Source organism: Orrella sp. 11846 (genome assembly GCF_048820935.1).
GTDB lineage: Bacteria > Pseudomonadota > Gammaproteobacteria > Burkholderiales > Burkholderiaceae_B > Algicoccus.
The window spans coordinates 92683-115717 of the sequence record NZ_JBMERD010000001.1 but is presented as its reverse complement, the minus strand read 5'-3'; the positions used below and the strand labels follow the sequence as shown (position 1 = coordinate 115717).

The window sequence follows — 23035 nt, the reverse complement described above, 5'->3', positions numbered from 1 at the left end:
GGTACTTTAGTGCCGGGAGGGATAGCGCGTAGTCATTAGACCACCCTGTCTCTCGCTTCCTCCATCTTGTGTTGTGCTATCAGGTGGTAACCATAGCCATCACCCCGTTGGAGTAACTGGCAGTATTTGTGGCCAATGCCTTGTATGACACCGGTCTGTGTCTGGATATTGAAGCTGCCGATTTGCCGAACAGCGACGCGGCCAATGTGAGTTCCGACTTTTTTGCCCGAAGGCAGAATAGCCTTGACCCGATCGTCGGTCTGAAAGCCATGTACCTGTTTCTGACGCATTAGGTAGCTACGGGGAAAGCCGTGCCGAGTTAATCGGGTTCTTTGGTAGCTGTCCCGGCTCGTACATTGAATGAGTAGGGTTGGTCGGTGAATATGGGTGACTGCAGAGACCGTGCCGACACAAGCCGCATCCCGTAGGGGGGCCTTGGTTTGAGCCAGTACGCGTTTGAGCACATCCGGCTTATTAGCCAAAAACTGCTCGATGGGTTGGTTGCCTTTCTGCTGATTGCAGTGACGGCACGCAAGCGTCAGGTTGGACACACGATCACTGCCGCCTTTTGATTTGGGCTGGATATGCTCGACTTCCAGAGGCACATCGACCGCCTTGCAGTAAGCGCATGAGCGCTTCCATTTTTCCAATAGGTATTCGCGCACTTCGTATCCGAACAATGTGCCCTGTTGGTATTCAATCCCAGTGATTGCGGGATTCTGCAGCTTTTGCATGTCAAAGCGTACCTGCTCATACGACAAGGCCGTGAGCGGTGCCCAGCGCTGAAGACGCTTGATCCAGGCCATGGTCGTATCGACCCAGTGTTGCAGCTCCATCAGGTTCAGTACTTTGACGTGACGGATGATCTCATCGGTGCCTGTGTCGATGATTTCTTTATCTTGCACCAGTGTCATGCCGGTTCCTTGGCTGCCTGGGTCAATTTTTAAGCGTAGTGGCTGCAACACACTGTCCTCTTGTGTTCGGTCAATCAACCGAATCACAAAAGGAACCCTCCGGTGTACCCCGCACGCCCGCGCTCCAGCAGCAACCTGGCTCGTTTCTCAGTGCAGGGCATCAATGGCTTGCCTCGCTTGTCCAATACATATACAGCGATGACGAAACTCCTTTCAAAACAAAGCCCCCTGTGTGTCAACATAGGCCTAGTCACGCAAGGCTTGCGCCCTATCTCCCCTCGGGAATGTTGGTAACCGGCTCCAGCACAACGTACTGCAGTGAGAACCTTCGGCGCTTTACCTTTCGCCAGCATGATCCAAACCTTCCAGTGTCCGGGACTGAGAAATCATCCCGGAGTGGGTCTTAGCGACCTGTTACAAACGTAGCGGTGCGAAACCGCTGACCCTGGTCAACCTGGCTTGCTTTCACAAGCCCTTCCTTTAGGGAGGGGTAGTTGACGTCGTCGGGCTTATGCATAACAAGCTTCAGCCCGTTTTGTAAATGAGTCGATAAAACTGCTGGCAATCCGATTAAAGATGGGTCCAACAATTTTTTCCAATGTACGACTCGAAAACGCATACGTCAGTGAAAACTCCACTTTACACGCATCATCAGCTAGTGCAATGAAGTTCCAGCGCCCTTTCAATGAAGAAAATGGGCCATCGACTAGGGACAACTCAATTGAGTTCGGATAGTCGTGTACATTCTGGGTAGTAAAGGTCTGGCGAATTCCCGCCAGAGCGATTGTGACACTAGCACGCATCCCTTGTTCATCTTCGGACAGAATCTGACTGCCGCCACACCAGGGCATGAATTCAGGGTATTTGTCGACAGCAGCCACGAGGTCAAACATCTGGGCGGCACTAAAAGGAACGAGGACAGATCGGTTGATTGAGTGCATCACATTTCACAAATCGCTAGAATGGGAGGATTTTAACGTTTTGAGTACGAACCATTCATGAGCATTATTAACAACAAAAAGGCATTTCACGATTACTTCATCGAAGAGCGATACGAAGCAGGCATGGTCCTTCAAGGCTGGGAGGTTAAAGCCATACGCGACGGACGTGCTCAGATCAAAGAAAGTTACGTCATCATTCGCGATGGCGAGATCTGGTTAATCGGTATGCATATCAGTCCGCTTCCCACGGTTTCGACTCATATCCGACCCGACCCTGTGCGTACCCGCAAACTGTTACTCAAAGCCGACGAAATCAGCAAACTGATTGGACGTGTCGAGCAACGAGGTTATGCACTGGTGCCACTCAATCTGCATTACCGCAATGGTCGCATCAAACTCGAAATCGGCGTGGGTCGAGGTAAAAAGCAACACGACAAACGCGATACCGAACGCGATCGAGATTGGGCACGAGAACGTGAACGCATCATGAAGCATGACACACGTCGATCTTCACGCAACGACTAATCTCGCATCAAAACCACAACCAAACCGCAACTAACTGACCAGAACCCTAATCAATTCGGGCAGATCGGCAAGCCGATCCACCCGGGTACACCTTACTCGCCTTGTGCGAGACCTTTCCAAGTTTCGATCACCGTATCCGGGTTCAACGAAATGGATGCAATACCCTGATCACGCAACCAGTGCGCAAAATCAGGATGATCGCTAGGCCCCTGACCACAAATACCAACGTACTTGTTCGCTTTGCGGCAAGCTTCAATTGCACGCGTGAGCATGAATTTCACAGAAGGATCACGCTCATCAAAATCGCTCGCCAGCAATTCCATACCGGAGTCACGATCCAGACCCAGCGTCAGCTGCGTCATGTCGTTTGATCCGATTGAAAAGCCGTCAAAGTACTCCAAGAACTCTTCAGCCAGAATCGCATTAGATGGTAATTCGCACATCATGATCAGACGCAGACCGTTTTGACCGCGGGCCAGACCATGTTCAGCCAACAACTCAGTCACGCGCTTAGCTTGAGGAACAGTGCGCACAAACGGAATCATGACTTCCATATTGGTCAGACCCATTTCATCACGCACCTTGCGAATGGCTTCACATTCCATGCGGAAGCACTCCGCAAAATCTTCTGCCAGATAGCGGGATGCTCCACGGAAACCCAGCATTGGGTTCTCTTCTTCGGGTTCGTAGCGTGATCCACCGATCAGTTTGCGATATTCGTTGGACTTAAAGTCAGACATGCGAACAATGACCGTTTTAGGGGCAAATGCCGCTGAAATGGTGGCCATGCCTTCAGCTAATTTATCGACAAAGAAAGCTCTGGGGCTTGCGTGCCCACGTGCAGCTGATTCAACCGCGATCTTGAGCTCTTGGTCCACATTGGGATAATCCAAAACTGCTTTCGGGTGGATACCGATGTTGTTGTTAATGATGAACTCAAGACGTGCCAGACCCACTCCTTCGTTGGGCAGCTGCGCAAAGTCAAAGGCCAACTGTGGATTACCCACGTTCATCATGATCTTGACGTCGATTTCAGGCATCTCACCACGACGGACTTCCTCAACCTCAGTCTCAATCAAGCCATCGTAAATACGACCTTCATCGCCTTCTGCGCAGGATACGGTTACAGACTGACCATCCTTAAGCAGATCTGTGGCTGTGGCACATCCAACAACCGCTGGAATACCCAACTCACGCGCAATAATGGCTGCGTGACACGTCCGTCCACCGCGGTTGGTCACAATGGCAGCTGCACGCTTCATCACGGGTTCCCAGTTAGGGTCCGTCATATCTGTCACTAGGACATCACCAGGCTGCACTTTATCCATTTCCGCCAGATCGGAGACCACACGGACTTGGCCAGCACCAATTTTTTGACCGATGGCACGACCTGTAACGATGACGTCACCCGTCGCCTTCAGGCGATAGCGCAACTGAACATCATGGTTCACTTGCTGCGATTTCACAGTCTCTGGGCGGGCTTGCAAGATGTAAATCTTGCCATCCAAACCGTCGCGACCCCACTCAATGTCCATGGGACGCTTGTAGTGTTGCTCGATGATGACAGCGTAACGAGCCAATTCGGTCACTTCTTCATCCGTCAATGAATAACGGTTACGTTCGGAAACTGGCACATCGACTGTACGAATAGCGTGTCCTGTCGTGCGATCTGGATCAAACTCCATTTTGATGAGCTTAGAACCAATCCGGCGACTCAAAATGGGATCATGACCACTTTCCAGAGTGGGTTTAAAGACGTAGAACTCGTCTGGGTTCACTGAACCTTGCACCACGGTCTCACCCAGACCGTATGACGAGGTGATAAAGACAACATTCGGAAAGCCTGATTCAGTATCGATCGTGAACATCACGCCCGCGCTACCCAAATCAGAACGCACCATGCGCTGCACACCAGCCGACAAAGCGACATCGGAATGGGCATAGCCTTTATGGACACGATAAGAGATAGCGCGATCGTTATACAGTGACGCAAAAACCAGATGGATTTTTTCAATCACTTCGTCAATGCCAACGACGTTCAAATAGGTTTCTTGCTGACCTGCAAAAGAAGCATCGGGAAGATCTTCAGCTGTGGCTGATGAGCGCACCGCAAAAGAGCCTTGGCCGTCTTTATCCAGTTCTGCAAAAGCTGTGCGAATATCAGCTTCCAACTGTTTGGGCAAAGGTTCATTAATAATCCATTCGCGAATTTGCGTACCCGCTTGGGTTAATTCACGTACATCATCAGGATCCAATGTGGAGAGGCGATCGGCAATCTTTTTATCGAGACCGGTTTGACTGAGAAAGTCTCGGAATGCCTGTGCTGTCGTGGCAAAACCACCTGGCACTCGCACGCCTGCACCAGCCAATTGGCTGATCATTTCGCCCAGTGAGGCGTTTTTACCCCCGACGGTCTCAACGTCGGTCATCCGAAGATGCTCAAATGAAATTACATATGACATGGTGTCATCCTTAATAGCAAATAAAAAAGTAAGTTTGATCAATGTGCGCCTGGTCGCGCTACACTCATCAAACTGACCTTATGGATGTACAGCCCAAGTCAAACTGACTTACGGTTACAGCACTCACGTTGTTTTTGTGCAGTGCATTGTACTACTCGAACGCACACGATATGGGATCTGATGTGAACAACGAATCAATCAAAAGAACTGTTTTTATTGTTTCTGACAGTACGGGTATTACGGCAGAGACTTTTAGCCACTCCGTCTTGTCTCAATTTGAGGATGTAGAATTCACTCAGATTCGGATTCCTTTTGTCGATACGCTCGACAAAGCTGACGAGGCCATCAATCGTATTAATAAAACAGCTGCGACAGAATCTGGCCTGCCAATTGTGTTTACCACTGTGATTAACCCAGAGCTCTCAGCCCGTGTCAAACAAGCCAACGCCATGTTTTTGGACTTGTTTGCAGCCTTTGTCGCACCAATTGAAGAGAATTTAAACGTCAAATCGACCCACTCTGTTGGACGCTCCCATATGGGCGGCACGTCCGAGCAATATAGAAATCGAATTGACGCGATCAACTACAGCTTGGCTCACGATGATGGTCAGTTTGTACAAGACCTCGCTAAAGCAGACGTGATTCTAGTGGGTGTCTCCCGTTGCGGAAAAACCCCAACCAGTCTTTATTTGGCAATGCAATATGGCGTCAAAGCCGCTAACTTTCCTTTGATTCCTGAGGATTTTGAGCGCGGCACACTACCATCGACCTTAGTGCCCTATCGGAAACGACTATTTGGATTAACGATTCAGCCAGAACGTTTGTCTGAAGTTCGCAACGAACGTCGTCCTGACAGTCAATATGCATCCATTGAACAGTGCCGTTATGAAGTCATGCAAGCCGAACGCATGATGCGGATCGAGAGCATTCCGTCTTTGTCGACGACGACTAAATCGATTGAAGAGATTTCCACAACAGTTCTACAAGCAATGAAACAGGATCAACGCATTGTTTATTGATGACGACAGTTTATGAATGTCGTCCTTGCCGCTGCTGCTCAAACAAACAAAGAGCAGCAGCCACCCCCACGTTGAGTGATTCCACATACTGAGTGGAATGGTCAATCCGGATACGCAAATCTGCAAGCGCAGTTAGTTCTGGTGAAACACCCTGCCCTTCATGCCCAAAAACCCAAATACCCTGGTCAGGCAACTTGGTGGCATATAAATCACTAGCTTCTTCAAGTGTGGTCACCAGAATCGGCAATCGGTTTGCCTCACGCCGATAATCACTTAACCAGACTACAACATCCACATCTTCAACAATCTGTAAGCCCGAATGCGCACCTTGTGCACTGCGCAGCACCTTGGGCGACCAACAAGCGGCTGTTCCACTTTGTGTGATGATAGTTCCTACACCCACCGCCGCACTAATACGCAAAATCACACCCACATTGCCAGGATCTTGCACACCATCCAAAACAACCACGGACTGGGTTAACGACTGCGGCAAAGCCTGTTGGAGTTTAGGCGCGATTAATAAAACACCCTGCTGACTTGGCACATCAGATAGATTTTTAAAAAGCTGTGTATTCAAAGCCAGAATCTGATCAGATTGACCACGAATCTGAACCATCTGAATCAATGAATTAATTTCTGGGAGGTCCCGGCGCGCTTCATCCACAATAAGCCATTGAAGTGGATGCTCGTTAATTAACCAGCTTTCGCACAAATGCGGACCTTCTAACCAAACCGGATGGCCTTGTCGACCTGCTAGGCGACGGTTCCGAATCCATTCTTTATAGAGAGGATTATGACGCGATTCAATGTATTTCATGAGGATGACTGATTCAAGAGCCACTGGCGCAAAGGTGCAAAACTTCGACGATGTTCAGGTGTGGGACCAAGCGTTAGCAAACGCTCCCGATGCAACGCCGTCCCATAGCCCTTATGTTGATCAAAACCATACTCAGGATACTGCGCATGTAAAGTCTGCATGGACGCATCGCGCGCTGTTTTAGCCAGAATAGAGGCGGCAGAGATTTCTGCGATACTCGCATCTCCACCAACAATACAACGTGTTGGAATATCAATTTCAGGGGCTTTGTTCCCATCAATCAGAACTTCAGCGAGCGGCACCTGAATTTGTAAAATAGCCCGTTTCATCGCCAGCATCGTCGCTTGTAAAATATTGAGCGCATCAATTTCTTGCACATTTGCTTGTCCCAATGCCCAGGCAAGACTGCGCTCACGAATCTGCTGCGCAAGCTCATTGCGACGCTTTTCTGTGAGACGCTTAGAGTCGTCTAAACCCCCTATGGGACGCTCAGGATCTAACACCACAGCGGCTGCAAAGACATCACCAGCTAAAGGCCCACGTCCTGCCTCATCCACGCCTGCAATCCAAAGACGCTTAGGCTCACCCAATTCGTCAAAAGATTCGGTTTTCGGATCAGTAGAGAAGAGACTTGGTTGCATTACATTCATCAAGGTGTCTCGTTTTGGAGCAGGTCATAAATCACCTGCGCGGCTTTTTGTGCCGTATTACAACGCAACTGATGATGCAAGGCAATGAACTGCTGCTGAATCTTAGCTTTGCGGGTGGCATCATTCCATAATTCTAAAAGCGCATTGGCAAGGTTTTCTGCGGTGGCGTCATCTTGCAGTAATTCCGGCACAACAAACTCTGAGCTTAAGATGTTAGGCAGTCCAACCCAAGGCACACTAGGACCTTCTTGTCCTGACTTAAACGCCATCAACCGACGCATCATCGGACTTAAACGATAGCTAATGACCATGGGTCGTTTAAAAAGCGCGGCCTCAAGCGTTGCCGTGCCGCTTGCCACAAGCGCCACATCACAAGCCGCCATGGCTTTCCAAGACATGGGCCAGGTTTGCTCATCACGACCGGCTTGGGGCGCATTAGGGTCTGCCTGCAAAATGTGCAGATTCGGTACAGGATATTGTGCCAACAACGCATCAAATTGCGCACGACGTTCTTGATTCACCATCGGTACAAGAAACTGTGCGTTCGGATAATCTTTCGCAAAACGTTGTGCTGCCTGTAAGAACTCAGGAGCCAGCAATTTAATTTCTGAGGTTCGACTACCCGGCATGATGGCCACCACCGGATCTTCACTGTATGCGACGGCTTCATTCAGACCCAGTGACTGACGCATCATTTGAACATCAACAGTTTCAGGGATGATATCCGCCAATGGATGTCCGACATAGGTCACAGGCACGCCTTCTTTCTCGTACAGATCCACTTCAAATGGAAAAAGTACCAGCATGTGAGAGACAGCACGTCGAATCTGATGGATGCGTTCGTAGCGCCAAGCCCAAATCGATGGACTCACAAATTGCACTGTTTGAATGCCATCAGCGCGTAATTTTTCTTCGAGACGCAAATTAAAGTCAGGCGCATCGACACCTAAAAACAAAGCAGGATGGTCACGCAACCAGCGGTTTTTAACATCGTTATAAATACGGATTAAACGAGGCAAAGATTTCAGCGCATCCACATAACCAAACACGGACAAAGCCGCCATAGGATGCCATAAGTTCATACCAGCATTAGCCAGCGCTGGCCCGCCAATCCCATCAACCTGAAGGTCAGGTTCGCGGACTTGCAGCCCCGCCAAAAGCTGGGCTGCGATAAGGTCACCGGACGGTTCGCCGGCAACCAGTCCGAGCCGTGTCATGGGCGAATAATACCGCGCTGGCTGTTGCGCAGAAAACTCAGCATGGTGTCAAGAACCGCAGCCACTTCAGGTTCTTGCGCTTGGCGTGCTTGCATTTCTTCACACGCCTGATCCACAGTTAAACCACGACGATAAATGATTTTGTAGGCATCACGAAGTGCCGTAATTTCAGCTGCCGTAAACCCACGTCGACGCAAACCTTCCACATTAATGCCAACAGGCACACACGGGTTGCCGGACGCCATCACAAATGGAGGTGCATCTTTGTGTAAAGCGCTAGACCCACCCACCATGGCATGCGCACCGATCTTGCCAAACTGATGAACCGCAGCTAAGCCACCCACAATGGCCCAATCACCAATATGGACATGCCCACCCATTTGAACCCCATTGGCCAAGATGGTTTGGCTACCAATTTGACAATCATGGGCTACGTGCACATAGGCCATGACCCAATTATCAGATCCGACACGAGTCACACCCACGTCCTGTGTCGTACCTACGTTAAAGGTCACAAACTCACGGACTGTATTGCGATCGCCAATTTCCAGTCGCGTGGGTTCACCTGCGTATTTTTTATCTTGCGGCATACCTCCGATCGAACAAAACCGATAAAACACGTTGTCTTGACCAATCGTTGTATGTCCATCAATCACACAGTGTTCACCGATTCGTGTATTTGCACCAATCTGAACATTGGGACCCACAATGCTATAAGCACCAATCGTGACACCCGCTGCAATTTGCGCATTGGGATCCACAATGGCGGTAGGATGAATGTTGATTGTCATTAGGGGCTCATGGGTCGAATGGCGCACATCAAAGTTGCACGCGCGGCTTCTTGATCATCCACTTTAGCAACCGCTTCGTACTTGCAGATCGTACGGCTCAAGCGCAAGGCTTGCACTTCGAGTCGCAACTGATCGCCTGGAACCACAGGACGACGGAATCGAGCACCATCAATACCCACAAAGTAATAAAGCAACTCTTCATCGGTTGCCTTCAGACCCGTTTCATCTACAAATGAAAAAACGGCAGCCGCTTGCGCCATCGCTTCAAGAATCAAAACACCTGGCATAACCGGATGACCTGGGAAATGGCCATTAAAAAAAGGTTCATTCATCGATACATTTTTAATGGCTGTAATCGATTTACCCGGCTCCATGTCGATCACCCGATCCACCAATAACATGGGATATCGATGCGGAAGCAAATCGAGAATGGCTTTAATATCTAATTGCATGATAGGTCTCAATCAGAGCAGGCACACCCTGCTAGTTTTAGAAGTTCAATTCACAATCCGTTCAGCTTTAAAGGAATCAATTTCAACGGATCGAATTTAATCTTTTTGTCGTTCAAGTTCGCGCAGTCGTCGTCTGAGCACAGAGAGTTGGCCTAAAACAGCGGCATTTTTTTGCCAAGCTGTATGTTCAGCCAAAGGAAACACACCTGTGTAACGGCCTGATTTACGAATATCACTGGTCACTGCAGTACCACCTGAAATTTGCACATCATCTGTGACCGTCAAATGGCCGGCGAACATCGCTGCACCGCCGATAATACAACGCGCACCAATCGTGGTCGAGCCGGCAATGCCCACACAGGCTGCCATGGCCGTGTGATCACCAATCTGGCAATTGTGTCCGATCATGATTTGATTGTCGATTTTGACACCATTGCCAATGGTCGTATCTTCTAAAGCACCCCGATCGATGGTTGTATTGGCACCGATTTCAACATCATCACCAATACGTACACCGCCTAATTGGGCGATTTTTCCCCATGCACCAGGTCCAGCCATGGGATTGGGCGCAAACCCAAATCCATCGGCCCCTAGAACAACGCCGGAATGAATCACTGCTCGTTCACCAACACGCACGCGATCGTACAGGGTCACGTTGGGATAAAGCACGCTATTTGCGCCAATTTCACAATGGCGACCAATCACCGTATTGGCATGAATTTGTACGCCAGCACCGATTCGAGTCTGATCACCCACAATGACATTGGGTCCAATCACAGCAGTCGGATCAATCACCGCTTGCGCACTGACACTTGCACGCGGATCAATGCCGGGTTTCACCACAGGTTGTGCAGCTTTTTCAAACCAGCTTGCAGCCAGTGCATAGAACAGATAAGGCTGTGGGCTCACAATGCAAGCATAATCCAACACTGCTCCACTTTGCTGTTGTTGCTCAAAGAGTTCCAGCTCCATCACCACAGCACACGCTTTGGTGGATTCCAATTCTTGAGCGTAACGCGCCGAGACAATAAACGACAATTCCGTCGGACCGGCGTGTGCCAGCGAACCAATCCCTTGAACACGCACCGATGCACCATGCACCCGACCCGGAATCACTTTCTGAACCAGATCAGGTACTTGTTGTGCAATGGATTGGACAAGCGTGTCTAAATCTGGCGCGACTTGCGCTGACAGAACTTGTGGCATTGTGTGAATCGCTTATTTTTTCTTGCTAAGGCGTTCCAGCACTTGATCGGTAATATCAACACGAGGACTGACAGTGACCGCATCCTGAATAATCAAATCCCACTGATCTTCTTCAGCAATGGCTTTGATCGCAACGTTTGCGCTTTCAATAATATCGCTAAACTCTTCGTTACGGCGACGATTGAAATCCTCTTGAATTTCACGCTGTTTACGCTGCAAATCGGCTTCCATGTTACCCAATTCACGCTGGCGACGGTTACGATCCGATTCAGGCATGACAGGTGCATCTTTTTCAAACTTCAGAGCTTGCTCACGAAGTTTATCCACAGATTTTTGAAGTTCTTGATTGCGCTTTTCAAATTCTGCTTCAATTTTTTTCTGTGCAGATTTGGCAGGTTCTGAATCACTCAAAATACGCTGGGTATTCACAAAACCCACTTTCGTAATAAAGGGTTCTGCGGCAGCGGCTTTTGTTGCTGCGGCTTTATCCTGAGCAGATGCAACCGAGACTGATCCCAAGGCCATCGCACCAGCGACAGCCGTGAATGCGATCGTTTTTGTAAAGCTCGACACATGAGTGGACAATGTGTTCAAAGAGATTTTTTGAGCTTGTCTGGTTTTTACTTGCATTATTTCTACCTTCTATTAAAACTTTGACGAATCGTGAATTCATGATGCTCTAATGATGAGGCAATCAGAATCCTGTACCGACTTGAAACTGGAAAACTTGCGGGTTATCGCCTTCGCGTTTACGCAGAGCTTTGGCATAAACCAACTGCAATGGTCCCATCGGTGACAACCAAGCCAGACCAATACCTGCAGAATAACGCAGATCTCCAAAGCTCAGGTTGGGGTTGATATCACCCGCTCCGTTGTAACCAAAGACCTGTCCGGCATCTGCAAAGACGAACATTCGTAAACTACGATCTTTTTGCGTCCCCGGGAATGGGAAATAAAACTGCACGCTTCCGACTACTCGCTTAGACCCACCTAAGAAAGTGCCTGTCCGAATATCCTTCGGACCCACGGAGTTACCCGTATAACCACGAACTGTCCCGATTCCACCCGCATACACGTTTTTAATGACAGGATATGGGGTGTCGCTGCCACCACCGTAGGCATTCCCATAATCCAGCATGGCATTAAACGCCAATGTGTAATCTCGCCCAATGGGCTGATAGTACTGGTGTTGAGCGCTGAGCATATAGTATTTCAAGCTCATCGTACCCAGACTTGCATTCAGCTGCGTGAAACTGCCCTTGTTTGGATCCAAGGCGCTATCACGTGTATCGCGTGACCAACCGATATCAAAAATCACGCTGTTGGTCGACTCACCATAAGAATTCACATAATCTGTGTAGGCCTTGGGTGAATCGCCATAAAGCGACAGCGAGTTGTGTTCAAAGGTTGCACCCATGTAAACACGGTTAAATTCCGTGATGGGAATCCCGAAGTTAGTTCCAAAACCAATCGAGCGAAGCTTATAGTTACCCGGGTTACTCAGTGACGGTGTCACTGTTCGGTAGTAGGCCGAAAGACTGCGACTAATACCGTCTTTGGTCCAATACGGATCAGTATGTGTCACAACGAAAGAACGTGAACTTTGGCTGGTGTTGACACCCAATGACAACGATGTCCCACTTCCGAATACGTTGTCTTCAGAAATACCGGCACTCAGAATCACCCCTTCGGTTTGGCCATAACCCACACCCAAGTTAATCGCACCGGTTTGACGCTCTTCCAATCCAATGTTGATATCTACCTCATCCGTGCTACCTGGCACAGGTTCGGTTGTGAAATTCACATCCTGGAAGTAACCCAAACGTTCAACTCGATCTTTCGAAAGCTTTATCGCTTCACCGTCATACCAGGCCGATTCCATCTGACGCATCTCACGTCGCGTTACTGAATCTCGGGTCCGTTCGTTTCCAGAAATATTGATACCGCGAACGTAAACACGTTTACTGGGATCGACATAGAACGACAAATCCACTACGCGAGTTTTGTGATCCGCAATTGGGCTTGGGTTGACGTTGGCAAATGCATAACCGAGTGAACCCAGATAGTCGCGAATCGCTTCACTAGTCTCATTCACTTTACGACCAGAAAAAATCTCACCCGATTTAACTTTAATCAGCGCCTCGATTTCTTCATTGAGTCCCATCAATGTACCGGCCAGATGAATGTCACCGACCCGGTATTGTTCGCCTTCATGTACTGTAATCGTGATGTAAATACCATCACGATCCGGTGAAATCGTCACCTGCGGTGGCTCAATCCGAAACTCCAGATAACCGCGATCCACATAATAGGAGTGAATCTCTTCGATATCAGCTTGGAGTTTTTCTTGAGAATAGCGATCGGTTTGCGTATACCAAGTTAAATAACCCGGTGTCGTCAATTGCATTTGACCGCGCAGTGTACTGTCGCTGAAAACCGAGTTTCCAACAAAACGGATTTCTCGGATTTTGGCGACATCACCTTCAAAAATATCAAAGTTCACACCAATACGGTTGCGAGGCAAAGGGGTGGTGGTGGCCGTAATCTCAACCCCATACTTTCCTTTGTCCAAATATTGCTGTTTCAACTCGAATTCGGCTTGCGCCAACATGGCTTGGTCAAAAATCCGCCCTTCTCCAAAGCCGACCGAAGCAAGCGTCTCAATAATCGCAGGGCTTTCAAATTCTTTCATGCCAGAAAAACTCACCGATGCGATCACCGGACGCTCTTGCACGCGCACGACAACCACATTGTTATCCGTACTGATCTGGACATCATTAAAAAATCCAGTGGCATACAGATCACGGATGGTTTCGGTTGCCATCTCTTCTGTAAAACGCTCACCGACTTTAACCGGCACATAGGCAAAGACAGTACCAGCCTCTGTACGTTGAATGCCTTCAACCCGAATATCTTTCACCACAAAGGGTGTAAATGCATAGGTCACCAGCGGCATCGTCAAACTCAGCGATAGCGCCATCGCCCTTAAATATCGCGCTGATTGACGTCCAGAATGACGACGATTTTTATTGATTTTTCCTTGCATAACCTATCTCGTTCCCTTCCTCGGCGAACCAACCCCAAAATCTCGGGGTATTTTAATGGAGATTCACATTAACTCAAGAGCCGCGTAAAGTCGTTCAGTAGCGCAACCATCATCAATCCTGCTAACACAGCCGCACCAGCTTTCTGACTGGTGACAATCCAACTCTCCGGCGCAGGTCGACCGCGCACCATTTCAACAACGTAAAACGCAAGATGCCCTCCGTCAAGTAACGGGATTGGCAGTAAATTCAACACCCCAATACTAATACTGACCAAAGCGACAAAGTTCAGATAAACAATCAATCCCATCTGAGCTGATTTGCCTGCATGGTCCGCAATTGTCACCGGGCCACTGAGATTTTTCAGCGACACATCGCCCATCACCATCTTGCCTAGCATTTTGACAGAAAACCATGCAGTGCTAAAGGTTCGCGTGATTGCCTGAGTAACACTGCCTAGCAATCCTTGACGAACTACCACCATGGGAATCTGTTCACCGACGCCAACACCAAGCCGCCCGATTTCAAAGCCATCCGCAGACTTTACCAGATCAGGCGTCACCACAACGTCAAATCGTGAACCTTCTCGTAAAACTCGTAAAGTTAAGGGTGATTGCGGATGGTTCGAAATCACCTCAATAAAGTCTAAAACACGGGGGTTTTCTAATGAACCTGCCGCCTCAATGATATCGCCTTCCTGCAAACCAGCTCGTTGTCCTGCACCCTCTGACATGATTTGCCCTAAACGCACTGGACCTGGATTCACGATCAAACCTGTCAAAGCCAGTGGATTTTGATCTGTGGCATCAGCCTGCTGCGCGATACCAGACAAATTGAGCTGTCGATGAACAACCAATCCACCGGACTCCACCTCTAAATCAACCGTATCACCACTAAAAATTGGATCCATCAGCGCCCAACCCAATTCAGGCCAAGACTGAATGGGTTCGTTATTCACGGCGATCACGCGATCAAATGCCACAATACCAGCTTGTGCAGCAGGCGTATTCGGCTCGGGTTGCCCAAGAATCGCCTCAGGCTCTTGCACTCCATACATGCCCAGACCGATATAGATCACTGCAGCAAGAATAAAGTTAGCAACAGGCCCTGCAACCACAATAAAGAAACGTCGCCAAACACTTTGCTCATCAAATGTTTCGCCAGGCTTGAGTGTGCCCGCCAAACCATGTTCTGGATCATTGGCGTCGTTCACCATTTTGACGTAACCACCCAACGGGATCGCGGCCAGTGCCCATTCTGTGCCGCGACGATCTGTGCGCGTCCAGATGGGCTTGCCAAATCCAAGGCTAAAACGCAGTACGCGCACACCACAGCGTCTTGCTGCCCAGTAATGGCCGTATTCATGAAAAGCAATCAAGATGCCTAGCGCAACGAGAAATGCCAGAATGGTGGTCAACATATTAGTGAATGAGTCTCATAGCAGGGTTCATAAAAACAGGATCAGTTTCAATTCAAACCAAAAACTTAATACCACGTCACTTCGAATGAGACACCCTGATGTTTAAAAAGTGCAATCGAATCAGTCATAATTTTAGCGGTAACCTAATGTATGCAATTTAAGCCATCAATCGGTCACGGACTTGCGCTGCATATTGACGAGCTTGTTCATCTAGGCTGAGGACATCACTCAACTCATTGGGCGGTTCAACTTGCCAAGAATCAAGCTCAGACAACACCTCATCAAGAATCGCGGGAATATGCATGTACCGCAGTCCGCCCTGCAAAAAGGCTTCGACCGCCAATTCATTGGCCGCGTTGAACGCAACACAGGCGTGTTGGCCAGTTCTTAAAGCTTGATAAGCCAGTGTCAAGCACGGGTAGCGTGCTTCTTCCACGGGTTCAAACTCTAAGCGTCCGGTTTGAATCAAATCAAGCCAATCCACACCCGCATGAATTCGCTCCGGAAATGCCAACGCATGAGCAATCGGTGTTCTCATATCGGGATTGCCGAGTTGCGCTAGAACCGACCCATCGTCATAAGACACCATGGAATGAATCACACTTTGCGGATGGATTAATACTTCGATTTTATCGACAGGCATATCAAAGAGCCAATGCGCCTCAATCACTTCAAGGCCTTTGTTGACCATGGTGGCCGAATCCACAGAAATCTTTTGTCCCATCGACCAATTCGGATGCGCACAGGCTTGTTCAGGCGTGATGGCCTGCATCTTATCAAGCGCTAATGTCCGAAAAGGCCCACCTGAAGCCGTCAAAAGCAAACGTCGAACGCCTGTCACACCGCCCTGCCCAATCGCAGTACGCCCACTCTCAGGCATGCACTGAAAAATCGCATTGTGTTCGCTGTCAATCGGCAGCAGCGTTGCCCCGTTTTCTTGAACAGCTCTCATAAAGATCGCGCCGGCAGCCACTAGAGCTTCTTTGTTCGCTAAAAGAATTTGCTTACCGGCAAGGGCCGCCGCAAGTGCAGCCGGAAGACCCGCAACACCCACAATCGCCGCCATCACCACATCGGTCTGATCATCACCCGCCACTTCAACGAGTCCAGATTGGCCATACAAAATCTCAGGACGTCTCTGATTGTCACCATACGCTTGCAAAAACCGCTGACCTGCTTCTTCATCAGGCACAACGATTCGTTTCGCACCCGTATGCACGACAAGACGTGCTAAATCTGCCATGCGATTAAAAGCCGTTAGCGTATGGATTTGAAAGCGATCTGGATGACGCATCGCGACATCAATCGTACTCAACCCAATAGAGCCTGTCGCACCCAATATGCACAAACTTTTAACGCTCATCTAAGCCCCCACCACAACAATCCAGTAGGCGACGGGAACCACCGCAATCACGGCATCGATCCGATCATACACACCGCCGTGTCCCGGTAACAGCGCACTGGAGTCTTTGACTTGTGCCTTACGTTTAAGCAATGACTCAAACAAATCGCCACTAATCGAAATCACACCCAACAACAAAGCGACAGGGATTAAGGCAATCCAGCCATATAGATGCAACAGAATTTGCGCATAGCTGCCATCAATCTGGCTGCTTACTATCATCCATAACACAACACCTGTTAGACCGGTATAAGCGCCCTCCCGAGTTTTTCCGGGGCTTATGTGGACTGCCAATTTATTTCGACCCCAGCGTTTGCCACCGAAATACGCAAAAATATCAGCAATCCAGACCAGAATGAGCACTGAAAGCAGTAACCAGACACCCCCCTGTGCATGCCAGATCGCCAAAGGCCCCCATGTTGCATACAACGCAATGGGTGCAAACCATGCCCACCATCGCAAATCCGCACGTTGTTCAGCACGGCCTCGAGCCAGATAAACAGGCACAATCACAATCCAAACAAAGACTGCAAACCAAATCGCCCACTGAAACCAAGCCGATGAAGTCGACAAGACACTTTCATTGAGTCCACCGAGTTGATCCCATTGCAAGGCTTGATACAGTAAGCCACAAAACGTCAAAAAACCAACAGCCACTGGCAGCAGCTTGGGTGTCGGCCAAGCCAGACGCCACCACTCCCAGACAGCTAGCCCACTGAGGATCGCTAAAAACAGGGGCCAAGCTAGGCGCCAATCATTACTCAAGACACCTGTCAAAATGATTAATAGGATAATCGCGGTTAAAACACGCTGCTTCAGCATGCGGTGGGTTCCTTAGGTTCGAGCTTGGTTAATTGCTCACTAATTTTTCCAAAACGACGCTCCCGATTCTGATACCAGGCCAAGGCCGCTTGAAAATCATTTTCGTCAAACTCCGGCCAGAATCGATCCGTAAAATACAGTTCACTATAAGCCTGCTGCCAGATCAGAAAGTTCGACACGCGTTGTTCGCCACCCGTGCGGATAAATAAATCGGGGTCAGGTGCCCACGCCATGCTCAAATGTTGCGCAATATCTGCTTCGGTCAGATCCTGCACGCTCTGCGCCAAATCGGGGCGTGCTTGCAGCAAAGCATGCATTGCTTGCACGATATCCCAACGTCCGCCATAGCTCGCCGCAATGGTTAGATGCAGTCGGTCATTGTGTTGTGTCACGCGTTCGGCTTGCTCAATACGTTCAATGAGTTTGGTGCTAAATCGCGAGCGCTCACCAATCACTCGCAAACGCACACCCTGTTCATTTAACTTCTTAACTTCTTTCTCTAAGGCCTGGACAAATAAGTCCATTAGCACGCCCACCTCTTCTTGAGGCCGTTGCCAGTTCTCAGAGCTAAATGCAAATAAAGTTAAATACCGAACACCAGAGCGCACGCAACTCTCGATGACCTTGCGAACAGTTTTCACACCTTGGGCGTGCCCTGCTGTACGTGGTAAGAAACGTGCTTTGGCCCAACGACCGTTGCCGTCCATAATAATTGCGACATGTTGTGGGATGACCCCTGCTTTCGCATTCGACATGTGTTTAGACGATTTCAAACTTCTGCACCACGCTAATAATCGTTAAATAACGCAGGTCACTCATCGGATGAAATTTAACTTTTCACCCGATACGATCAGTCACCTTTAAAGTTGAACAGAGGGATTTTGAGCCGATTTACACGGTCATGATATCGGTTTCTTTCTCAGCAATCAGTTGATCAATTTTCTGTACAAATTGGTCTGTCAACTTCTGGATGCTGTCTTGCGCTCGACGTTCATCATCTTCAGAGATTTCTTTGTCTTTCACCAGACGCTTAAATCCGTCGTTGGCATCACGGCGCAGGTTACGTACAGCCACCTTGGCATCTTCACCTTCCTGACGCACAAGTCTTGTCAGGTCACGACGACGCTCTTCAGTCAACGCGGGCATTGGGACACGAATCGACTCGCCCATCGCTTGAGGGTTTAATCCCAAATCAGATTCACGAATGGCTTTATCCACCAGTTGCACCATTTGTTTTTCCCAGACCTGCACACCCAGCGTACGAGAATCTAGCAAAGTGATATTAGCGACCTGATTCAGGGGTGTCATGGTGCCGTAGTACTCAACTTCGATGTGTTCGAGTAAAGCGGGCGAAGGCCGACCTGTACGGATTTTCATCAGGTTGCCTTGTAAGTTTTCGATTGATTTTTTCATCCGTGTTTCGGACGAATTAATAATTTCATTAATTGGCATGTAGTTTCCCTCTAATTCTATGGCTTTATCACTCAACAATTTAAACGTGAACAACGGTTCCTTCGTCTTCACCTTGAATAGCACGTTGTAAAGCACCAGGCTTATTAATGGAGAACACGCGGATCGGAAGTTTCTGATCTCGGCATAAAGCAAACGCGGTTGCATCCATGACTTCGAGGCGTCGTGCAATCGCCTCATCAAAACTAATGCGCGAAAAACGAGTGGCATTGGGATCCTTATTGGGATCTGCGCTATAGATGCCATCGACCTTAGTCGCTTTAAGAACAATCTCAGCACCAATTTCAGCACCTCTTAGAGCAGCTGCTGTATCGGTTGTAAAGAACGGGTTACCCGTTCCAGCTGCAAAGATGACGACTTTATTTTCTTCAAGGTAGCGCAACGCTTTGGGTCGAATATAGGGTTCCACCACCTGCTCAATCTTCAGAGCCGATTGCACGCGCGCATCAATCCCTTGGTGTTTAAGTGCATCTTGCAAAGCCAGCGCATTCATGACCGTTGCCATCATACCCATGTAGTCGGCAGTGGCCCGATCCATTCCTTGTGCACCGGGCGCAACCCCACGAAAGATATTGCCGCCACCAATCACAATGGCAAGCTGCACACCCAAACGGGCGACTTCAGCCACTTCGTGTGTCATTCTGACAATGGTATTTCGATTGATGCCATACGCATCATCGCCCATAAGCGCTTCGCCTGAGAGCTTCAGAAGAACGCGTTGATGTCGCTTTTCAGACATGATGGATCCTGTTTCGGGTATGTTTTGAAGAATTATTTTAATAGATGACGCCTTTTTAGCCATATTTCGCCGGGCTGGTATCTGCGCAAAAGTGTAATCGATTCACAGCCAGCTGTGACGCACTGGAGGTCCAAATGGACGATTCCTATTTCGTTGCAGACCAATGTCTTGCCCAAGAGCACATCACAAAGCGTAAAGACGTAAAAAACGAGGCGGCCCAACACTGGTTGAACCGCCTCAGACTTCGTTAGCAACACACAGGTTGCTTGGTATTACTTCGTGCCGGCGGCAGCTGCCACTTCAGCGGCAAAATCCATCGTTTCTTTTTCGATACCTTCACCAACCACGTAGATATCAAAAGCTTGAACCGATGCATTTTTTTCTTGCAACATCTGGCCAACAGACTGCTTGTCGTTTTTCACGAAAGGCTGTGACAACAAGGCCACTTCCTTCAGAAACTTCTGCACAGTTCCTTCGACCATTTTGGCAACGATCTCTGCAGGTTTGCCGGACTCTTCAGCCTTCAAGCGTGCAACTGAGCGCTCAGCTTCTTTGTCCGCCTCGGACACACCGTTTTCATCAATGGCACGCGGCTTAGAAGCTGCAATATGCATTGCAATATCTTTACCTGTTTGCTCATCGCCTTTGATGTCAACCAACACACCAATCTTGCCACCGTGACTGTAGCTGCTCAGGCCATGCTCGGAAGCTTGGCGTGAAAAGCGACGAATCGCGATGTTTTCACCGATCTTACCGACCAATGCGGAACGGGTTGATTCCACAGTACCGTCACCCAATGGCAATTGAGCCAAAGCGTCCAAATCCGCAGGATTTTCGGTGGCGATCAATTTAGCGACGTCATCCACAAATGCGAGGAAATCTTCGTTTTTGGCCACAAAGTCAGTTTCGCAGTTCACTTCAACCAGCGCACCTGTTTTGCCATCTTCCAGAATACTGATGCCAACCAGACCTTCTGCGGTCACGCGGCTTGCCGCTTTACTGGCTTTGCTACCGAGTTTGACGCGCAAGATCTCTTCAGCACGAGCCATATCGCCTTGTGCTTCTGTCAGCGCTTTTTTGCACTCCATCATGGGGGCATCGGTTTTCTCACGCAAAGTCTTAACCATTGCGGCTGTAATTTGAGTCATATTCACTCCGTAATTGCTCGAAGTGGACTGATTCAGACCACTTCGACTAGTTCATGCGAATGACCGGACATATCCGGTCGTTCATAGCTATTCGATGTCTTCAGAACGAAGATTGAACTTAGGCGTTTTCTTCACCGGCTGATTCTTCTTGGACTTCCACGAAATCCTCTTCAGCAGTGATTTCTTCGATCAGACCACTAATTGCCTGGTCGCGACCTTCGCGAATTGCATCGGCCATGCCACTGACATACAACGCGATGGCTTTAGCCGAGTCATCGTTACCAGGAATCACGTAATCGATGCCATCAGGTGAGTGGTTGGTATCCACCACAGCCACGACGGGAATACCCAGTGTCTTGGCTTCGGCGACCGTGATCTTGTGGTAACCAACGTCCACCAAGAAGATGGCATCAGGCAAACCACCCATATCTTTAATGCCGCCGATTGATTTGTTCAGCTTATCCAGTTCACGTGTGAACAGGAGTGCTTCTTTTTTAGACATGCGCTCCAGACCACCATCGGCAGCCAGTTGCTCCATTTCTTTCAAACGTTTGATTGAGCTTCTAACGGTTTTAAAGTTCGTCAACATGCCACCCAGCCAACGGCTGTCGACATAAGGCATACCACAACGCTCTGCTTGCTCAGCCACGATATCGCGTGCTGCACGTTTTGTACCAACAAACAGCACGGTGCCGTTTTTGGCAGCGACTGAACGCAGGAACGCAGCAGCTTCCGTATATTTCACAACGGTTTGCTCGAGGTTGATGATGTGAATTTTGTTGCGCTGTCCAAAGATGAAAGGTGCCATCTTGGGGTTCCAGTAGCGCGTCTGGTGACCGAAGTGAACACCAGCTTCCAGCATGTCACGCATTAAAGACATGAGATTTTCTCCTAGGGTTAGGTCTTGCAATGCAACCGGACCGACCAATTCGGCACCCTGGTGTTGCATTGCGCCATTTGGTTTTCTGGCCAAATTTATTTTGCAAGTTGCGAGTGCCTTTATACTAGGAACTCACAACAGCTAATTTATCTGGCTTCTGAAACCACGTTTTCCGCTGCTTTTTAAGCAGAGGGACATCGCTTTTGCTTTGCCCCGTTTTCGGGAAATCCTATAATTCTAACCTCTTTAAGGGTTTTTACTCAACTATCTTATGTCTGTCATCGTAAATGATCCCAGTGACCTCGATAAAATGCGGGCTGCCTGCCGCGATGCGGCCAAGGTTCTTGACTATCTGACACCGTTTGTCAAACCAGGTGTCACGACAGGTGAGCTGGACCGCTTAACCGTGGAATACATCACGGATGTTCTGAACGTAAAGTCTGCCACCATTGGTTACGCGCCCCCGGGCTACCCGCCCTTCCCAGGCGCCATCTGTACTTCGATCAACCACCAGATCTGTCACGGTATCCCTGGCGACAAAGTGCTTAAAAATGGCGACATCATTAACCTAGACGTCACAATTATTAAAGACGGTTGGTTTGGTGATACGAGCCGCATGTATTACGTGGGTGAGCCCTCGATTCAAGCACGACGACTCACCGAAACAACCTATGAATGTATGTGGCTGGGTATTCAACAAGTCAAACCCGGTAAAACGCTGGGTGACATTGGTCACGCCATTCAAACACATGCACATGATCAAGGTTTTTCTGTCGTGCGTGAGTATTGCGGCCACGGTATTGGTCAAAAATTCCACCAAGATCCACAAGTTCTGCACTACGGGCGTCCCGGAACCGGAGAAGAGCTTAAAGCGGGCATGATTTTCACCATCGAGCCGATGATTAACGCGGGTCGTCGCGACATTCGACAATTGAATGATGGCTGGACCATCGTCACCCGAGACCGTAGTCTGTCTGCCCAATGGGAGCACTCGATCCTTGTCACACCGACGGGCTATGAGGTGTTGACGATTTCGGATGAAATGCCTGCCCCACCTGCCGGTGTAAGCCTTAAAACTTAAAGCCACCAAGCCCAAACGATTCGAGACCAACCGGA

21 protein-coding genes and 1 pseudogene are annotated in these 23035 nt (G+C 49.1%); 3 read left to right on the top strand and 19 right to left on the bottom strand.

The features are described from left to right. Positions 1 to 35: 35 nt before the first annotated feature. Both iscB and ACOI06_RS00575 read right to left on the bottom strand, forming a co-directional pair. Positions 36 to 1075, bottom strand: a pseudogene (gene iscB / locus ACOI06_RS00580) (RNA-guided endonuclease IscB). A 348-nt stretch (positions 1076 to 1423) separates the two neighbouring features. Beyond that, a complete protein-coding gene (locus ACOI06_RS00575) occupies positions 1424 to 1855 on the bottom strand; it encodes a type II toxin-antitoxin system RatA family toxin (protein ID WP_420660487.1) in 432 nt (143 codons plus the stop codon). Positions 1856 to 1912: 57 nt separating this feature from the next. Between ACOI06_RS00575 and smpB the strand changes: the two genes are divergently transcribed. Next, positions 1913 to 2380: an SsrA-binding protein SmpB gene (smpB, locus tag ACOI06_RS00570; protein WP_420660485.1), complete on the top strand. Its 468-nt coding sequence runs from the start codon at positions 1913 to 1915 to the stop codon at positions 2378 to 2380. A gap of 92 nt (positions 2381 to 2472) precedes the next feature. Here smpB and ppsA read toward each other — a convergent pair whose 3' ends face one another. Continuing rightward, positions 2473 to 4842, bottom strand: coding sequence for a phosphoenolpyruvate synthase (gene ppsA / locus ACOI06_RS00565; RefSeq protein WP_420660484.1), 2370 nt, complete (start codon positions 4840 to 4842; stop codon positions 2473 to 2475). A 182-nt stretch (positions 4843 to 5024) separates the two neighbouring features. On the opposite strand from ppsA, the gene ppsR reads away from it, so the two are divergent. Further along, positions 5025 to 5861: a posphoenolpyruvate synthetase regulatory kinase/phosphorylase PpsR gene (gene ppsR, locus ACOI06_RS00560; protein ID WP_420660483.1), complete on the top strand. Its 837-nt coding sequence runs from the start codon at positions 5025 to 5027 to the stop codon at positions 5859 to 5861. Positions 5862 to 5871: 10 nt separating this feature from the next. On the opposite strand, the gene ACOI06_RS00555 is transcribed toward ppsR, so the two are convergent. The 16 genes from ACOI06_RS00555 to rpsB all read right to left on the bottom strand — a co-directional run bounded on the left by ACOI06_RS00555 (position 5872) and on the right by rpsB (position 21919). After that, a complete protein-coding gene (locus ACOI06_RS00555; RefSeq protein WP_420660481.1) occupies positions 5872 to 6678 on the bottom strand; it encodes a TrmH family RNA methyltransferase in 807 nt (268 codons plus the stop codon). After that, complete coding sequence (rnhB, locus tag ACOI06_RS00550; RefSeq protein ID WP_420660479.1) at positions 6675 to 7328, bottom strand: ribonuclease HII; 654 nt, start codon at positions 7326 to 7328, stop codon at positions 6675 to 6677. The genes ACOI06_RS00555 and rnhB overlap by 4 nt, the downstream gene beginning before the upstream one ends. Further along, positions 7328 to 8545: a lipid-A-disaccharide synthase gene (gene lpxB, locus ACOI06_RS00545; protein ID WP_420660478.1), complete on the bottom strand. Its 1218-nt coding sequence runs from the start codon at positions 8543 to 8545 to the stop codon at positions 7328 to 7330. The genes rnhB and lpxB overlap by 1 nt, the downstream gene beginning before the upstream one ends. Next, positions 8542 to 9336 carry an acyl-ACP--UDP-N-acetylglucosamine O-acyltransferase gene (gene lpxA / locus ACOI06_RS00540; RefSeq protein WP_420660477.1) on the bottom strand — a complete coding sequence of 265 codons (795 nt, stop codon included), beginning with the start codon at positions 9334 to 9336 and terminating at the stop codon, positions 8542 to 8544. The genes lpxB and lpxA overlap by 4 nt, the downstream gene beginning before the upstream one ends. After that, positions 9336 to 9788: a 3-hydroxyacyl-ACP dehydratase FabZ gene (fabZ, locus tag ACOI06_RS00535; protein ID WP_420660476.1), complete on the bottom strand. Its 453-nt coding sequence runs from the start codon at positions 9786 to 9788 to the stop codon at positions 9336 to 9338. The genes lpxA and fabZ overlap by 1 nt, the downstream gene beginning before the upstream one ends. A gap of 96 nt (positions 9789 to 9884) precedes the next feature. Further along, positions 9885 to 10994 carry a UDP-3-O-(3-hydroxymyristoyl)glucosamine N-acyltransferase gene (gene lpxD / locus ACOI06_RS00530; RefSeq protein ID WP_420660475.1) on the bottom strand — a complete coding sequence of 370 codons (1110 nt, stop codon included), beginning with the start codon at positions 10992 to 10994 and terminating at the stop codon, positions 9885 to 9887. A gap of 12 nt (positions 10995 to 11006) precedes the next feature. Beyond that, the gene (locus ACOI06_RS00525) at positions 11007 to 11519 is read right to left on the bottom strand and encodes an OmpH family outer membrane protein (RefSeq protein ID WP_420660715.1); all 513 of its coding nucleotides are present in this window, start codon (positions 11517 to 11519) and stop codon (positions 11007 to 11009) included. Between the two features lie 169 nt (positions 11520 to 11688). Further along, positions 11689 to 13974: an outer membrane protein assembly factor BamA gene (gene bamA, locus ACOI06_RS00520; protein ID WP_420660714.1), complete on the bottom strand. Its 2286-nt coding sequence runs from the start codon at positions 13972 to 13974 to the stop codon at positions 11689 to 11691. 134 nt (positions 13975 to 14108) lie between these two features. After that, a complete protein-coding gene (rseP, locus tag ACOI06_RS00515) occupies positions 14109 to 15458 on the bottom strand; it encodes an RIP metalloprotease RseP (protein ID WP_420660474.1) in 1350 nt (449 codons plus the stop codon). Between the two features lie 157 nt (positions 15459 to 15615). Beyond that, complete coding sequence (locus tag ACOI06_RS00510; protein WP_420660473.1) at positions 15616 to 16821, bottom strand: 1-deoxy-D-xylulose-5-phosphate reductoisomerase; 1206 nt, start codon at positions 16819 to 16821, stop codon at positions 15616 to 15618. Then, the gene (locus ACOI06_RS00505; RefSeq protein WP_420660472.1) at positions 16822 to 17682 is read right to left on the bottom strand and encodes a phosphatidate cytidylyltransferase; all 861 of its coding nucleotides are present in this window, start codon (positions 17680 to 17682) and stop codon (positions 16822 to 16824) included. Further along, on the bottom strand, positions 17676 to 18455 hold the full coding sequence (locus ACOI06_RS00500) for an isoprenyl transferase (protein WP_420660470.1): 780 nt from the start codon (positions 18453 to 18455) through the stop codon (positions 17676 to 17678). The genes ACOI06_RS00505 and ACOI06_RS00500 overlap by 7 nt, the downstream gene beginning before the upstream one ends. Positions 18456 to 18573: 118 nt before the next feature. Then, complete coding sequence (gene frr / locus ACOI06_RS00495; RefSeq protein WP_420660469.1) at positions 18574 to 19134, bottom strand: ribosome recycling factor; 561 nt, start codon at positions 19132 to 19134, stop codon at positions 18574 to 18576. Positions 19135 to 19174: 40 nt separating this feature from the next. Continuing rightward, on the bottom strand, positions 19175 to 19891 hold the full coding sequence (pyrH, locus tag ACOI06_RS00490; RefSeq protein ID WP_420660468.1) for a UMP kinase: 717 nt from the start codon (positions 19889 to 19891) through the stop codon (positions 19175 to 19177). A gap of 272 nt (positions 19892 to 20163) precedes the next feature. Further along, complete coding sequence (gene tsf, locus ACOI06_RS00485) at positions 20164 to 21039, bottom strand: translation elongation factor Ts (RefSeq protein ID WP_420660466.1); 876 nt, start codon at positions 21037 to 21039, stop codon at positions 20164 to 20166. Between the two features lie 118 nt (positions 21040 to 21157). After that, complete coding sequence (gene rpsB, locus ACOI06_RS00480) at positions 21158 to 21919, bottom strand: 30S ribosomal protein S2 (RefSeq protein WP_420660464.1); 762 nt, start codon at positions 21917 to 21919, stop codon at positions 21158 to 21160. Positions 21920 to 22190: 271 nt separating this feature from the next. Here rpsB and map point away from each other — a divergent pair, with 271 nt between their 5' ends. Next, positions 22191 to 23000 carry a type I methionyl aminopeptidase gene (map, locus tag ACOI06_RS00475; RefSeq protein ID WP_420660463.1) on the top strand — a complete coding sequence of 270 codons (810 nt, stop codon included), beginning with the start codon at positions 22191 to 22193 and terminating at the stop codon, positions 22998 to 23000. Positions 23001 to 23035: the final 35 nt, after the last annotated feature.